This window comes from Bradyrhizobium erythrophlei (genome assembly GCF_042430365.1).
Lineage (GTDB): Bacteria > Pseudomonadota > Alphaproteobacteria > Rhizobiales > Xanthobacteraceae > Bradyrhizobium > Bradyrhizobium erythrophlei.
The window spans coordinates 13,906-28,750 of record NZ_JBHMET010000040.1; the positions used below are offsets into that span (position 1 = coordinate 13,906).

Below are 14,845 nucleotides of genomic sequence, written 5' to 3' on the forward strand. Positions count from 1 at the left end.
AGCGACTTGCCCGACGCAAATTTTCGTCCTCGCTGCAATGCGCGGAAATGTTCACGATCGACCGGACACGGGGCTCTCCGCGCATGGCGAGCGCGATCAGCTTCCAAGTCGTGCGCGACTATCCTGCCCTTGCGATTCAAGTCTCCAAGCGGTCCAGAACTCCACGAACCCCGCATCACTACAAGGAGCGACCAAGCACACATTCCCTCAATTGATTTTTCTTGATCTCGCGGTGCACACGTCGTGCACACATCGCCTCCTAACTAATTGAAACACTTGAACTCTCGCTCCAATCCATCATGGGCGCTGTGGCATAAGCCACTGGAGATAACGGGACACGGAAAAAAAGCGCATAGGCTGTCAAGTCGGTCATCGCCGTTGCTTCTCTCAATGGCTCTGTCGGCGTGCGGTCAAGACTTCGACTTGGGCTTCCAAGGCTCAGGGGCCGAACAAAAGAAAGTCCGGCCGTCCTCAACCAGACATGCTAATCGCAGCACTGATGATTGCAGTGCCCATTTTCGTCTCTTCCGCAGCAGCGACATTTAAAGGCAATCCGATCATGGATTGACGTGTGGCCAGCCCGCCGAAGAGCAAGGCTTGGATCCGCCGGGCAGAATGCTGCGACATTCTTGCTAGCGGAGTTGGCCGGCCCCGGTGACGCGAGTGAAGCCCCGGTGCCGAGGACCATAAGCGGGACTAAAAATGCAACGAGACGATTTGATCGGACGGTCATGGCGGCTTTCCAACAGTCAAAATTGTCATTGGTCGCAAAACTGAGCCATCATGAAATAGGCACCTATCAGGAGCAAGCATCAATTTGTTCATGCCCCGGAATGCTCGCCACGGGCCTCTCGTCCACCGTGCAGGCGCATCGATAATCCGCTCCCCAGCGCGCCTCTGATCTTCGAAGATTCGCTAAGGCAGTCGAAGGCGGATGGTGCTTTGTGCCAGCAACCTGACGTGACCCCACAACGCTCAGGCCGGCACAACGTCGAGGGCTGCCCGGACTAGCTGTTGATGAGATGAACCCGCCACCCGCGCCCTCAGCTTGGTCTCAAGCGGATCAAACCAAATGTCGAAAGATCAACCGCCGTCTCCGCTAGAGGCTGCGAGGAATCGGGCGTCCTGGTTGTGCTCGTCGTTGTCGCAGTAGCTGCAAGCCGTTGCAAGAGCTGACCTCAGCGCGGGCGGCAATTAGCTGCTTGCTGGTGAACGCTCTTCATGAGGACATCCAGGTGATCCGACAACCGCCTTTGCAGCGGTTGGAGTTGACCCTTCAGGGAATTCAGCTCGGCGGCCTGTCCGGACTGCAATTGCCCAACCTTGAAATCATCGACGAATTCAAGTTTGGCAAACGCGGCCTCCTGCAAAAGGGCGGAAGTAAGAAATTTCGCATCCGAATAGGCACCAAGCAGCGGCTTTGCCAGAGACGGCACGGAGGGGGCCTCCGCAGTCATGGGATCGGGCGCGTCCTTTGCCAATTCTTTGAAGCCCTTCATCGCAGCCTCGAAGACTGCCTTGCGCACGGTCGGCTTCTCTTCATCGTCCGGGCCGAAGCCTGCGACTTCCGTGGCCTCAGCCTCGTGGTTTAACAACCGCAGAAACGATTTGGTGCCGTCACTGACGTCCGGTGACTCCCGGCCAAAGAAGCCGTGACCCTTTTCAAGCTGTCCCAGTGCTTCCGATCGCGCCGAGAATATCCAAGCCGTGATGCGCCTTCGGAATTCATCGCGATCTTTCGTGAGGTCGGACTGCAGTTGCTCAAGGTCGATCGTGCGGGTGCGGCTGTCTTGGGACAGGACCTTTATGGCGCGTTCGGTCTGATCCAGTTGTCGCGCGACCGAAGCGGCATCGGTGAGTGTGCGCCGCGCAGCGATACAGCCGGGATCTTTCGAGGACGCGCGCCCCAGCATCAAGGTGACAGCTTCGATTGCTTGCCGGCCCTTGCGGCTTTGCGCCACAAAGGCATCAGGCAGGGGGACCTCCTTGATGATCAGCTTGTAACGTTCCGGGAGTCCAGACTGGTAGAACTTCGGATCGACAATCAGGGAATCCGGCGCGATGGACGGATCTGCACCAGGGCGGGACTGGTCCGGCGGAACGACGAGTGAAACGCCGCCCTCGGCAATCCAGTGAATTTTGGCCTTCAGATACGAAGGATCGGGACTCGTCAGATATTCGAAAACAAGGCCGGGAACCCGCGACGGAGCAGACCAACGCACCATGCCCTCGCTCGGAAGCCGGAAGCCAGGCGTCTTGGAGCGTATCCAGTTCGCCGCCGAGGATAGCTTGGCAGCTTCGCGCAGCTCGTGCAGGACTGGATAGTAGCGCTCCAACTGGTCGATGATGGCGTTCAGTTTCGATTCATAGCCTCCAGGACTTGGCGGCAGATCCCTGTGGTTCTGCTGTTCGCGCATGTTGAATTGAAGTCGCGCGTCCCTGATGTTCAGGCTCAAGCCATCGGCCGACGGCGCTTGATCGACCTTCGCAACAGAAATCCATATGCGATAGGTGGATTCGGTTTTCTTGGACGCCGGATGCGTCTGATCATATTCGAGCTTGGTTTGATATTCGGGAATGAAGGACTTTAGGTCCGGACGGTTCGCCATTTGCTTGATGACATAGTCGCCTGCGAACATCGCGCGGGCCAGCAGTGTGTCAGGGCCAATGCCGATGAACTCGGGGGCCATTTCAGGATGGATCCTGACCACCGATTCGATGACTTCCGCCGGAATCTGAACACCCTCCGGCCGTAGCATGATGCGATCGAGATACTCCCCGAACTTGCGTGGATAGACTTTATCGAATGCCGCAAAGCCGACGGAGACTGCGCTTCCTGCGTCGACTCCGCGCGAGATGGCAGAATTAAAAGCCGTCAGGGTTGGACTTCCTGAGAACCGGAAGACCTCGTCGATCCGCGCAAATAACTTCCGCGCAAAATCAATCGAATCGGCAGGGGCGATTGCTCCCTGACGGGTCTTTTGCTGGAAAGCGGTGAAGACGGCCTGTATCCCAAGGGATTCGAAAATGCGACCAAGCGCAAGAAATGCGACGGGGTCGTCCTTCAACGTGTTGAAAACCCCCAGATCATAAGCGGTCGCAGCCATCGTGGTTTCCCCTGCGGCGCGAAAGAATGCGGCCTGCGCGTCGTAGCGGGTGGCATCTCGCCAAGCAGACTGGTCGATATCCGGATCGAGGGTCGTCGTAATTTTCTGGCTGGCGCCGTTGCGGGTAACCGTCAGGACGACTTTCGATCCCGCACCGGCAAAACGGACCGATCGCGCAAGTTCTCCGGGGTCGAGCGGCACTCGACCAGCGAAATGCGTCACGATATCTCCGGTGATCAGGCCTGCGATTGCAGCTGGCGAGTCCTTCTGGACCGCCGACACGATGACGCTCCCATTCGGACCCTGGACCGTATCGGCGCCAAGATAAGCCGGCCGCTTGCCGCCGATGACCGGCGACAAACGGAAATTTGTCAGGGTCCTAACTCCTATCGCGTTCACTCGACCCTGCGCATCGAACATGTTCGTCGTTTGGGTCGAGATCTTGGCGATCTCGGTCTGCGATAGACTCCTCTTGAGGAGCAAATCCACCTGCGTTTCGGAGGCTGGCGTCCAACGCAACGAGAATTCCGGACGGGTGGCGGTGAGCAGGGCCGACAAGTGCTGCAGATAGGGGATAGGCGGGCCGGGGTAACGCAGATCGAGGTGGCCGATCAGCGACAGGACATTGGTCTGCGGGTTGTAATAGACCGAATCCAAGACATTGAAATTGTAATCCCCCTCGATCGCGTAAAGCCCTCCTGGACGTCCGTTGACTGGGCCGAACAACAGCCTGTCGGCTTCCAGGGCATCAGGCCTCTGCTGGGCCGACATGGGAAGACAAGCCGCGAGGGTGGCTACGACCGCGATAAACGCCGTCGATACGCCGTGCGAGAGCATCATGGCAAATCTCGTCGCGAAGATTACGGTCAAACATATGGCGCCGACGTCACATTCCGAGCGATTTTGCCATTGCGAAGTCCTTTTCGGCGTTCGCGGTGTCACCCTTCATCTGATAAATGCGTCCGCGATCGAGATAGGCGCGAGCGTACTTGGGATTCAAGGTGACTGCGTGCGTGAAGTCGTCAATGGCCTTGTCAAGCTGGTTGCTCACCCCATAGGCGACGCCACGGTTGAAGTAGCCGACCGGGCTCGGAGCCAGACGGATCGTATTCGAGAAGTCCGAAATCGCTTTGGCATATTGGTGCTGGTCGTTATAGACGTTACCCCGGTAAGAATAAGCCATCGCCAGATGTTGCGGGCTCTCGGTGCCGGCGTTGATAATGGCTGTGCAGCCGGCAATGACGTCTGCCGGCACTTTGCTGTTGCATTTGATCGCCGCGCTGCTTTGTGCGAAGCAATTCGAAGCAATCGATGTGGTGCCTGCCAGAATGAGAATTGCTGATGCGATTTTCGATTTCATGGTCGTCCCCCTTAACACTGTAGAGAAGATCCTAGACGTGAACGGTGGTGGTGACTTTCGAACGAACGGATAAGCCTTCCCGCTATCAAACCGCGGCTCTTCCGACCTCTCAGAATCTTAGACGGGCGTGTGAGTCGTTTCGAAGAGCCTCGCAATGAAAATATTTAATGAAAATATTTGATGTAACGAAACCGGCGCGGTTGGCTCCGCGGCTGCACGCTTTAGTCAAAGCAACTAAGTTTTGACGGTTTCAGTGAGCGACGCAAGCCTCGCCGGAAGTCTTTTTTGAGCCGATCACGGAGCGACTTCGGCTCCTGCCGGATTTGTAAATAGCGACATGGACGGCCCGAGCCGAATCAGACGTCCGGCAGTGCTGAGCCGGAGACCGCGACCGGCTCTAGGAATCCCGGGTGTCGTTGCGATGCCAACCGCCGAAGCTAGCCGCACTCGCCTCGATGCGCCGCTCATCACTGACAGCTGAGCCATCCGACAGGGCACCCCACGCCCTCTCGCATCGTTCAAAGAATTCTCCGGCAAAAAAATTCCAGCTGTCCGTCAAAGTCATTGTCGGGCCGAAACGCCCGGCGAGCCGGATTGAATCCAACCTGATAGGACGGTCACCACCATGAAACTCGTCGCCATTGCCTTTGCCACCGCGGTGCTTGGAGTAACCACTTCGGTCGCCCTCGCCCAGAGCGCCGCGCAACACAACGGAACGGGAGGACCGCGGGAGCGCGTCCAAAACTTCGTTGGTCAATATGGACTTACTCTGCCGCCCGCGCCCCCGACGCCTCCCTCCACACCGGTCTCCACCACGACCGTCAGATCGCCTGCTGCTGCTCCTCGCTGAGGCGCCGCGCGCCGGCTTTCGCTCTCCCCAAGCGTCCGGTCGGCGCGGACGGGAGCTGCGATCCGCCCCACCATCGCAGCGCCCATCCTTGTTCAATTCAACAACGGGTTCGCATTTGGAGAACTTGTCATGGCCATCGCATTTGCCGCAGTCTTGGCTGTCTATGCTGCTTCGGCCTCACCCTCCCTGACTCCGATCAAGGATACCGCCAGAGCGACAGGGACCGAATTGAGCCAGGTCATGCCCGCCCCCCGACCCCCGACCGCCTGCACTGAGCAATATGCCCCCGTGTGCGGACGCATCGGCCACGTCACCAGGACTTTCTCCAACGCATGCTTTGCCCGGGCCGCCGGCGCTGAGATCATCGCCGAGGGCCCGTGCGAGACGAATTAATGCGTTCCAAACGGGGAGCATTTAGAGGGCCGTGGCGTACTTCAAACCACCTTCCGCAGTATATTGCTCGATCGAGGCCGCCGTGTGCTCGCAATTTCCCGAGCGGTGAACTAGGTTCACCCACTCCTTCCAATCTGACCCGCGGCGGTATTCGCCGCTGAGTCAGCGCCGATACGTTGAAAGAACCATGACTCAGCGCCCGCCATCCGACGGCACCGCATTTCATCCGGTCTGGTACATTACTCCGAGCAAATCGCCGGCCAAGCTCACCTGCAAGGTCGATCTGCTGGCGACAGTCCTGGACGGCATCATCGAACCCTCTTCGCAAGTACGAGACGACGGCACCAGTCTCTGGACGGCCGCCCGCGACAATCGCGTCATTGCGCCAATACTCGGCTATGCCAGCAAGATAAAGTATACCCGGTGGCTCTTTCTGGTGATCAGCCTTGCGCTCGGACTCCTTTTAGCTCTGCCGATCATCGGCGGCGATTTTCAGGGCTGGCGTTCCGTCATGGCCTTCGGATTCGTCGTTGTGATCCTGCAGGAATCCTACAAAGCCGCGGTCAAGTCGTTCGAACTGTCGCTTGCGCGGCTGATCCTCTTCTATATCGGCGGCATGGCGCTCGCCATCGCCGGATGGGTGATTTGCGACGCGTTGATCGAATTAGCGCGCCTAACCGTCTTTCCCGAATATGGGCCCGATTCAGGTTGGTTCACGCTCGCGCAGTTCGTGGGCATCGGTATCGTTTTCGGTGTGCTGTCGGATTTGTACTGGGACCGCTGGAGGCCATACCGAAGAGAAAACCACGAGCGGATCGGGCGCGACAACCTTCCGGTTAAGGCGCGAGTCGCGCAGCTGTTTGCCAAGCAGGCGCGCATCCATGGACTCCTCGGCTTCGACAAATGCGGCCGTCAGGTTGCGGCGGACGGCGACCGCTATGAAGGCGGCTTCAAGGAATCGAAACGAGACGGCTATGGCGTCTATACATGGGCGAGCGGCGCCCGCTACGAGGGCCAGTGGCAAAAGGGCGAGCGCCATGGCTTTGGTGTCGAGATCATACCGGACGGGACCGAAACGGCCGGCCATTGGCAGGATGGCCGGCTCATCGGTGATGGTGGCTGATCGCAGGATCCGACAGGGCTGACGAGGAACCTCCTGCTCACGTGTGATCGCCCTATCCCCGTCATTTTGCGATGTAGCTGCGATGGACCCATGCCTCGGGGGCCGCGGCGGCCGGGCGCGATACAAGTGACATCACCTTGGCATTTTCCCTGACACCTATCAGGGTTTGCTCTTTCCGCGTTTCGACGGTCTTCGATTTCTCCGCCTCGGCAATGAAGCCGCTGACGGCGTCGGTCGATGGCGCCGGCGCCGCTTTGCCGTCGCGCTCGCTGATCGCTTCGGTGACGCTGGCCCGCAGCAGTTTCGGCCACATCTTCCTGAAGAGACCATTCGACGGATACACGTCCGCACTGTTGATCTTGCCATTGACCGCAAAGACGTACCACGCGCCCGCCGGCTCGGCGCTGGCGGCGCGCTACAGCGACGCCAAGGAATTCCTTCACGACGCGATCGCGCTGGCGCACCGTCTCGGCGAGGTCGCAACTGCCGAGCGCCTGTCGCAGCGGCTCGCCGAAATCAACGCAGTCTACCGCTCGCAATTCGTCAACTGATCCCACGATGCCGTCGAACTGGCACGGCGACTTGGTCGTGCCGCACCGGCGATCACCCACTCGAACGGCTTGCTGCGATCAGGCCAGTCTCCCGCTCGCAATTTCCGGACGAACCGTGCTCAGAACTATCTTCGCCTGCGGCGGTTCGAACCGCTCGTAGGGCCGATCGTCCCGGAAGGCGAACTCGGCCCTGCGCCGAAGCCAGCCATCATCAGCAGCATGCCAATGCCGGCAAAGACACCGAGCGCATAGTTGAGATAAGACTCGTCCTCAAGGCGGAGCCCGTGATCGGAAAGGACGGTCGCCGCAACCTTCAGGATACCGGCGAGGACCACGATGCCAATGCCTCTGCTGGCCAGAGGGGTAGTTCGAATGGTGGGCCTTGAACAGCAAGAAATAAGCGAAGATGCCCGGAATCCCGACAATGATGAGCAGGCCGAAGATGAATTGGGACCTTTCCCAGATCGTGCCCCACATCGATTTTCCCTTCCTGACCCCGACAGGCCGGATCGTGCCGGCCGCGAGGTCAATCGTATCATTAACCTGCGAGTAATCCGGTGAAGAAAAACAGACAAAAGGCAGACCGCGTCCGTCTGAAGCAACAGAGGAGCTTGGCATCGGTCATGATGAGAACTGTTCGATGAGCGCGCAATCGCTATCTTCTCGGTATGAGCGAAGACGGCTGAATTACCCGGATCTGGACCGACGCTTCAAGCGGCGAAATAGATAACCTTGCTTCCTGCCGGCAATCGAGACTCTAACATGCATAGCAAATCCAAAATATTCGCTCAGATTTTGTTCCTGATTGTACCAACGACAATTGGCGCCAAGGACGCCAACGTTCGCGTCGAATACTCTCCCGCACAATATCTCAAGAATTTTGCGTTGAGCACCTGCATAGCCAACGGCTACAAGTCTGATGAGGTGGTGAAGGATGGTCTGGCCACGGCAGGTGGCTACCTGGAGCTTGGTAGCCTGGCTTTCGAGGCATATGAGGAAGCCACCTCGCTCGGCAAACAATTCTTGGCAAGGGACTATCAAAGCAAATCCGGCGAAAGACTTACCTTGATGAGATGCATTGACCTCTTTCACAGCAAGGAACTCGATCAATTGGCCAAGAAGTACGGCAAAAGGTAATTTGCGGCTATTGGATCAATCGCATTGCCTCACTGCTTGAACCCACGGACGGCTATCTCATACACCCAACATTCGATTGCATCGCCGCTCATCGCTATATGCATGTCAAGCAACCCCAACAGGCCGACTCGGGTGATGGATAGAAGTAGATTTCTGAAGCTGCTCTAAGAGCGTTTGCCTGCGCTCAAAGGCACGCTCAATCAGCAAAAAGGGACAGCTCCAATTCGAGATCGATGTGCTGCGCCGTTCTGCGCAGCGGGCGATCTTCGACGGCGACCGCGAAACGCTCGCGCGCTGCTTTGCGCTGGACTAGACAGGCTACAGCGAAGGCGGCGAGAGGGTCAGGAATGCTATCGATCTATCGTTCGTCGAGCCGCTCGACTTCGTCACGCCGCACCATTCGTATCTTTGGGCGTGGCAGATGTTGCCCAATGCATTGAAGCGGCTTTACGAAAATTTTCATGACGCTAGCGGAATTCATCGGCCTGTGCCCTAACATATCCGTGGCGCCGTCACGTCCGATGGGCTCCAAAGCCAGCCGGCGGCGGCTGGCGCCGGCAATGCATCGCGCATAAAATGAAGGAAGCTTTTCCCGTTTGGGTTCGTGATAACCGAAAGGCAGGAGACATTGCATGAGGGTTGTGCTGGCTGCGCTGATCTTGTCGCTCTCACCTGCAATCGCAGTGGCGGACAACGCGGCGCTCGCCGCGAAGGCCAGAGCCGCATTCGTCGCGAAAAAATGGCCGGAAGCCGAGACCGTCCTCAAGCAACTCGTGCCGTTCGTTCCGGTCAATTGGGATCTGCAGGAGAAACTGATCGCCGCCCAGTCCGCCCAGGGGCACTATGAAGATGCTCTGGAGTCTTGCAACAAGGCGATTGGTTACGCCCGCAAGGGTGTCGGCGGCATGCTTCCGCCAGGGAAGGACAGGGCGTGGCTCGCGCTCGGGAGCCTGTTGCGGACACAAGGCGATATCCTTCTGAAGCTGAACAAGCCGGACGAGGCGGCCAAGGCATACGCAAACGCGGACTTTAACACCTGCGCAATGATGTACAGCAAGGCACGTATGCCGGAGGCCGTGGCCGCCTGCGACAAGGCGATCGCTACCGATCCCGCTAAGGCTGACGCCTACTTCATCAAGGGTTCGGCGCTGTTTAGAGAGGCCACGGTGCAGGACGGCAAGATGGTCGCACCTGAAGCCTCCGTGCAGGCGCTGCAAGAATATCTCGCGCTAGAGCCGAACGGCGTGCATGCCGCCGACGTCAAATCCAAGCTGGGCCAGGTCGGCCAGCCAACGGGTACGGTCTATCAGACGAAGAAGTAGCACTTACGACCGGCCGAGCCAGCGTCGCGCCGTCTCGAGCGCTCGCTGCTGCTCGCTCGGAACGGCCTGCGGATCGACGCGCAGCTCGGGCCGGTCTTGCAGCGCGTCATACGCCTGCAGCGCCGGAAATTCGTCCCGCCGGATGAACCTGTCGACGAGGAGCGGAAGGATCCCCGGCCCGAGCGACACCAGAGCGCGAAACTCGGCGGGCGTGCGGACCTCCTTCGAGTTCGAGCTGAACAGAATGTTCTTTCGCCGCCAGCTATGTTTCCACGCACGAAAGCGCGTCTCGAACCGCCCACGCAGGTCGGAAGGCACGCGCGCGATGTCCGCCTTCAGCTGCGCGCGCTGGTCCGGTGCGAGATCGTTGGCTTGCGCCAGTGCAGGATGATGCAGCATGCCGACCGCAATGGCGAAGGCAACGGCGTACAGCAGTGTTGGGACTTTCATGCGATCAGACATCATCTGGCAATCTCTCGATGGATCCTCGCCATCCTAAGCCGGAGCGCCCGATCAGCAAGCCGCACGCCATAGTCCGCAAGGACTATCTCGGGGCGCCTTCTCCAGCCATTCGATCACCACGAGGACGCGTCCTTGGCGACACTACGCATCGAGCTGCTGAATGATCCGCTCGCCCCGGCGATCCCGATTGATCTTGGGTATCGCACCGGCGCGCGGGAGCTCACGGAGATATTAAAGGCAATGCGGGATGACGGCGTACATCACGTGATGCTCACCCTCCTCCCCTCAGGGATCCCACCGCGCGAGAAACTGGCAGCCATCGCTGATCTGGTTCTGCCGGACTTGAGGTGAATCGCCTCAACTCCGCTGATGTCCGCTTCTGGCCCCACAGCCGAGCCGCATCATCGTCGTGAAAAGGTCAACTCTCAGAAACAGTCTGGCCCCTGCGCCGGTCGATGGCTAACGCAAACTTCGCGCCTGAGGCACCTGACCGCTACGATCCAGCGAGCGCGGTCGCATCATCGTGGCGCTGGTAGCGGGGGAGCGCTACCTACGTTCCCCCCGACCGCTTTCCGCTGAATTTTTGGTATCCGTGGCCTAAAGCGCGAGCCTCTGGTGGTTGCCTATCTTCGCAAACCAAACCGGAGAGCCCTGATTTGTGAGGCAAGGCTCGCATTGAAATAAAATTTGATGGGATAAGTCCAAAAGACGACTTGATCTTTCAGCCTTCTTGGCTCGGGGCACCCCAGCCATTCGAATGGGTAAGAAGCGATGACCGATCAACAGTTGGCTCTTCAGGCCGTCAGCGAAGCCCTGTGCATATTGGACGAATACCTTCAGCCCCGCCCCCACGACAGTGAGCGCATCCTCGACAAGTTGGTTGAGGTTCTTGAGCGGCCCGATTTGGTCGTTGCCGTAAGCCGATTGCGGCAACGAAGTAGTCTCTGAGTGCTTCGGATGACGAAACAATTTCCATTTATCCCTTTGGCCGCTTGCATCGCTACTTTCTTATTAATTGGAGCGCCGACTGCGCAGACGAAACAACAATGCAGTGCCGCGGTGCCACCAAATCCGCGCGAGTATTGGTCTTGGCGCCTCATCGACGGACGAAAATGCTGGTACGAAGGCAAGCCCAAGCTTTCAAAATCATTATTGGAGTGGCCTGCGCAGGTTTCGACCCAGCCGCGTCCCACTGAAGAGCTTGCAAGCGCCCTCATAGAGAAGCCTAGCGATCCGATCGGTTTCGAAGAATGGGCGCCGACAAACCAGAATAGTTTCGATGCCCTGTGGCGCACCAGGGTTGAACAGCGGTAGACGAGGCGTCGAGCCTCGCCGCCCGCGAATGCGCCTGCGGCGGCTGAGAACGGGAGGTCGAATTGAGGATTTCGGCTTGCGAGCCGTCGCAAGCTTCCCGCATTTTCGATCGCATCCGCGGCCCTATTACCGCATCCCTGTTGAAATTAACCACTTGTTAACCATGCGGTCGCCTAATGTGAACGATTGGGGGATCACCATGTCGGCCCTGCGACGCGACCGAAGTTGATGCCTGTTTCGGCCGATCCAGCCTTTCGTTCGCTTGCCAGGCTGGCGGGGCGCGCTACGGCTGTCCTACGGAGCAAAGCAATGTTCGGAAAGGACGACTTAGTGGACAATCTCAGCCGCGATCTGGACCGTGCGCGCGGAAGACGCGATGCACTTACATCCGAAGCCACGACACTGACGGCTCAGATCGCCGAAATTGAAGCCCGCCTTTCCGAGGAAAAAAACCGGCGGGAGCGTGATCGCGCTTTGGGCGAGATCGAAGCGATAAAAAAGCGAATCAAACAAGCCGCCAGCGCGCTTGCGCCTGTCATCGATGGGCTCTGCGAGGCGATCGAGCCGGCTGCGGCAGTCATGCCCGAAGCTCGCGAGCTTAATGGTTTTCTAGTATCGGTGGCGACCGAAATCGATAGCGTAATCGATCCCCTGTTGCGCGAACTGGATCAACGCGCGGATGCGGTGCGAGTCCGACACGCTGCACTGGACCTCCCGTGCTCAGCCAATGCGGCACCCAGCGAACCGCCCAAAGATAACAATGATCGCCTGCTTCGTTTTCCAGCATGGCTGTCTCGCAACAAGGAGGCGGAAAAAAAAGCAACAGCGGAGAACCCGCGCAGCACGGCAGCGTGAATGATCGGCGCGCTGCGCACCTCAAGAAGCTCGTCTGCAGATCTGACGTCCGGAATTTGCCGATGAAATTCCCGTCGTCAACGCCAGCATGCCTACAGGCATGCGTCGAGCACGCGGACTCTTTGAAGTCGCGTAGCAGCGGTCCATTTCCGGGATTTGGAGACGAGTAACTCTGGTTCTTACGACGACTCAGTTGGCCGTGCGGCGCAGGAAGGCCGGGATATCGAGAATGTTTTCGTCTGTCGAATTGCGTACAGGAGAGGAGCGGCCGTACGGATCGAGGCCATTTGGAGCCGCATGGCGCGCATATTCCGAATTCGGCCTTGCCGGTTGCCCGTCAGGGTGACGGGCCATCGGGCGGAGCGGCGGATTCTCCAATTGCGGGAGCGGTGCACCTCTCTCGATCCGGTCGGCGATGCGACGGCTGTCATTGCGCAGCCTGCCGGCAAGTTGCGCGAGTGAGCTTTCCACCGCTTGCGTCTGGCGCGCCGGGTCGAGATTATCGATTCCGGTCGCCACCACCGAGACGCGGACGATACCTTCAAGGCTTTCATCAAAGGACGCGCCGACGATGATGTTGGCGTCCGGGTCGGCCTCTTCGCGAATGCGGGTAGCCGCTTCGTCGACTTCGAACAGCATCAGGTCGTTGCCGCCGGTGATGGAGATGATAAGGCCACTGGCCCGCTTGATCGAGGGGTTCTCGATCAACGGATTGGAAATTGCGGCCACGGCGGCGGCGAGCACGCGCTTCTCGCCGGAAGCCTCGCCCCTTCCCATCATGGCCTTGCCCTTCTCGCGCATTACGGAGAGAACGTCGGCAAAATCGAGATTGATCAGACCTTCCTTGACGATAAGGTCGCTGATGCAAGCCACACCCGAATAAAGCACCTGATCGGCAAGGGCGAAGGCATCAGCGAATGTGGTCTTCTCGCTGGCCACCCGAAACAGGTTCTGGTTCGGGATGATCAGCAGGGTGTCGACCACCTTCAGCAGCTCCTCGATACCGGCTTCGGCAAAGCGCATGCGGCGCTGGCCCTCGAAGTAAAACGGCTTGGTGACCACGCCGATGGTGAGAATGCCAAGCTCGCGCGCAGTCCTGGCGACAATGGGTGCCGCCCCGGTGCCGGTACCGCCGCCCATGCCGGCAGTAACGAACACCATGTGTGCGCCGGTCAAATGATCGCGGATCGTATCGATTGCCTCTTCGGCTGCCGCGCGCCCCACGTCGGGCTGCGAGCCGGCGCCAAGGCCTCGGGTCACATGGCTACCCAACTGGATGGTGCGCCTGGCCTTCGAACTCGTGAGCGCCTGCGCGTCGGTATTGGCGACGATGAAATCGACGCCTTGCAGCCCGGCCTCGATCATGTTGTTGACGGCATTGCCGCCGGCGCCGCCGACCCCAAACACGACAATGCGCGCCTTCATCTCGCGAATCTCAGTGATGCCAGTCATTTTTTCCTCGCGGCTGCTCCGGCAAGCTAGGGATGGAGAGAGTACCGAGTGCTACCTGCAAGCCGCGCGGTCTACTTCCACGATGGCTGCGGCCAGATGTCCCAATCGAAGCGCGGCTTGTCCCGCGATCGAGCCGCCAGCTCGGCGACCGGTCTGCAGAGCCGCCACTTCATCTTCCAATCGCGCCGCCCACTCATTGGCTGCCATCGTCTCGGCAGCCGCCTGCAGCAGCTCAATCGCCAGGCGATCGGAGCGCTCGCGCTCGAAATCTGCGTTGTAGTCGGCTGCCGTTGCCTCGAGCCGCGCGATCTCCGCCTTCAATGCCTCGATCTTTGCCTTGGAGGCGGCGATGCGGTCTGCCTGGCGACCACGTCGTGGGCGGGGCGTATACCGCAGTTCGGAGAAATCAACGCTCACCCAGGTTTGGCCATCATCCGAACGCGAGCGCGGCAACCGGGGTCGTCTGGCAAGCGAACGAGCTGCCTCTCGCGAGATTTTCAGGTGGGCACCTAGATCAGCATACGTCAGCGACTCAACGGACATCGGCTGTTCTCCTGGAACGAACCGGGCAGCATTTTGGGCTGATGATGACTGGACGATGACAGCAGGCTAGGCTGCGTTGGTTAATGGACGGTTAACGCGCGAGCGCCGCTTGCGCTTCGGGTCATTCGGGTCTTATTCGGCTGCAGTCCGGTTATTCCGGTCTACCCTCGACAGCCGACATGCTGACGAACGCCGGCACTCGTCCGTATGGGTAGAGTCGAGATGTGGCGCGGTGGCGGTAGGCTGAACATATCTGTTTGCCGCCTCTTTCGTCTGGCGGTGCCTTAATGGTTCACCCTTGGCTCCGTTTCCACATCCACCGGGTCACCGGAGGCGGTCGCCCGCCCCCGGTTCCCACAGAACGTGGCATGCGGAT

14 protein-coding genes and 1 pseudogene are annotated in these 14,845 nt (G+C 59.2%); 9 read left to right on the forward strand and 6 right to left on the reverse strand.

The window, feature by feature from the left end; genetic code table 11:
• Positions 1-1,178 precede the first annotated feature (1,178 nt).
• A complete protein-coding gene (locus ACFFWD_RS06945) occupies positions 1,179-3,947 on the reverse strand; it encodes a PDZ domain-containing protein (protein WP_376962798.1) in 2,769 nt (922 codons plus the stop codon).
• A gap of 46 nt (positions 3,948-3,993) precedes the next feature.
• On the reverse strand, positions 3,994-4,467 hold the full coding sequence (locus tag ACFFWD_RS06950; RefSeq protein ID WP_376962800.1) for a tetratricopeptide repeat protein: 474 nt from the start codon (positions 4,465-4,467) through the stop codon (positions 3,994-3,996).
• Positions 4,468-5,897: 1,430 nt separating this feature from the next.
• Between ACFFWD_RS06950 and ACFFWD_RS06955 the strand changes: the two genes are divergently transcribed.
• Positions 5,898-6,833, forward strand: coding sequence for an MORN repeat-containing protein (locus ACFFWD_RS06955; RefSeq protein ID WP_376962802.1), 936 nt, complete (start codon positions 5,898-5,900; stop codon positions 6,831-6,833).
• 61 nt (positions 6,834-6,894) lie between these two features.
• On the opposite strand, the gene ACFFWD_RS06960 is transcribed toward ACFFWD_RS06955, so the two are convergent.
• Positions 6,895-7,176 (reverse strand): ARPP-1 family domain-containing protein, encoded by a 282-nt coding sequence (locus ACFFWD_RS06960; protein ID WP_376962804.1) that lies wholly within the window; start codon positions 7,174-7,176, stop codon positions 6,895-6,897.
• Between the two features lie 22 nt (positions 7,177-7,198).
• Here ACFFWD_RS06960 and ACFFWD_RS06965 point away from each other — a divergent pair, with 22 nt between their 5' ends.
• The 4 genes and pseudogenes from ACFFWD_RS06965 (at position 7,199) to ACFFWD_RS06975 (ending at position 9,843) form a co-directional block, all read left to right on the forward strand.
• Positions 7,199-7,384 (forward strand): hypothetical protein, encoded by a 186-nt coding sequence (locus tag ACFFWD_RS06965; protein ID WP_376962806.1) that lies wholly within the window; start codon positions 7,199-7,201, stop codon positions 7,382-7,384.
• Positions 7,385-8,146: 762 nt separating this feature from the next.
• Positions 8,147-8,521 carry a T6SS amidase immunity protein Tai4 family protein gene (locus ACFFWD_RS06970; RefSeq protein ID WP_376962808.1) on the forward strand — a complete coding sequence of 125 codons (375 nt, stop codon included), beginning with the start codon at positions 8,147-8,149 and terminating at the stop codon, positions 8,519-8,521.
• A gap of 331 nt (positions 8,522-8,852) precedes the next feature.
• Positions 8,853-9,017 (forward strand): annotated as a pseudogene (locus tag ACFFWD_RS45235) (DUF7674 family protein); the annotation flags it as partial.
• Between the two features lie 136 nt (positions 9,018-9,153).
• Positions 9,154-9,843, forward strand: a complete 690-nt coding sequence (locus ACFFWD_RS06975; protein WP_376962810.1) for a tetratricopeptide repeat protein — start codon at positions 9,154-9,156, stop codon at positions 9,841-9,843.
• A 3-nt stretch (positions 9,844-9,846) separates the two neighbouring features.
• Here ACFFWD_RS06975 and ACFFWD_RS06980 read toward each other — a convergent pair whose 3' ends face one another.
• Positions 9,847-10,293 (reverse strand): hypothetical protein, encoded by a 447-nt coding sequence (locus ACFFWD_RS06980; RefSeq protein WP_376962812.1) that lies wholly within the window; start codon positions 10,291-10,293, stop codon positions 9,847-9,849.
• Positions 10,294-10,437: 144 nt separating this feature from the next.
• On the opposite strand from ACFFWD_RS06980, the gene ACFFWD_RS06985 reads away from it, so the two are divergent.
• From ACFFWD_RS06985 to ACFFWD_RS07000, 4 genes are all read left to right on the forward strand, one after another.
• Positions 10,438-10,656 (forward strand): LLM class oxidoreductase, encoded by a 219-nt coding sequence (locus ACFFWD_RS06985; RefSeq protein ID WP_376962814.1) that lies wholly within the window; start codon positions 10,438-10,440, stop codon positions 10,654-10,656.
• Positions 10,657-11,076: 420 nt separating this feature from the next.
• On the forward strand, positions 11,077-11,253 hold the full coding sequence (locus tag ACFFWD_RS06990) for a hypothetical protein (RefSeq protein ID WP_376962816.1): 177 nt from the start codon (positions 11,077-11,079) through the stop codon (positions 11,251-11,253).
• A 9-nt stretch (positions 11,254-11,262) separates the two neighbouring features.
• A complete protein-coding gene (locus tag ACFFWD_RS06995) occupies positions 11,263-11,619 on the forward strand; it encodes a hypothetical protein (RefSeq protein ID WP_376962817.1) in 357 nt (118 codons plus the stop codon).
• 309 nt (positions 11,620-11,928) lie between these two features.
• Positions 11,929-12,474: a hypothetical protein gene (locus tag ACFFWD_RS07000; protein ID WP_376962819.1), complete on the forward strand. Its 546-nt coding sequence runs from the start codon at positions 11,929-11,931 to the stop codon at positions 12,472-12,474.
• A gap of 189 nt (positions 12,475-12,663) precedes the next feature.
• On the opposite strand, the gene ftsZ is transcribed toward ACFFWD_RS07000, so the two are convergent.
• Both ftsZ and ACFFWD_RS07010 read right to left on the reverse strand, forming a co-directional pair.
• Positions 12,664-13,926: a cell division protein FtsZ gene (gene ftsZ / locus ACFFWD_RS07005; protein WP_376962821.1), complete on the reverse strand. Its 1,263-nt coding sequence runs from the start codon at positions 13,924-13,926 to the stop codon at positions 12,664-12,666.
• 51 nt (positions 13,927-13,977) lie between these two features.
• Positions 13,978-14,469, reverse strand: a complete 492-nt coding sequence (locus ACFFWD_RS07010; protein ID WP_376962823.1) for a hypothetical protein — start codon at positions 14,467-14,469, stop codon at positions 13,978-13,980.
• Positions 14,470-14,845: the final 376 nt, after the last annotated feature.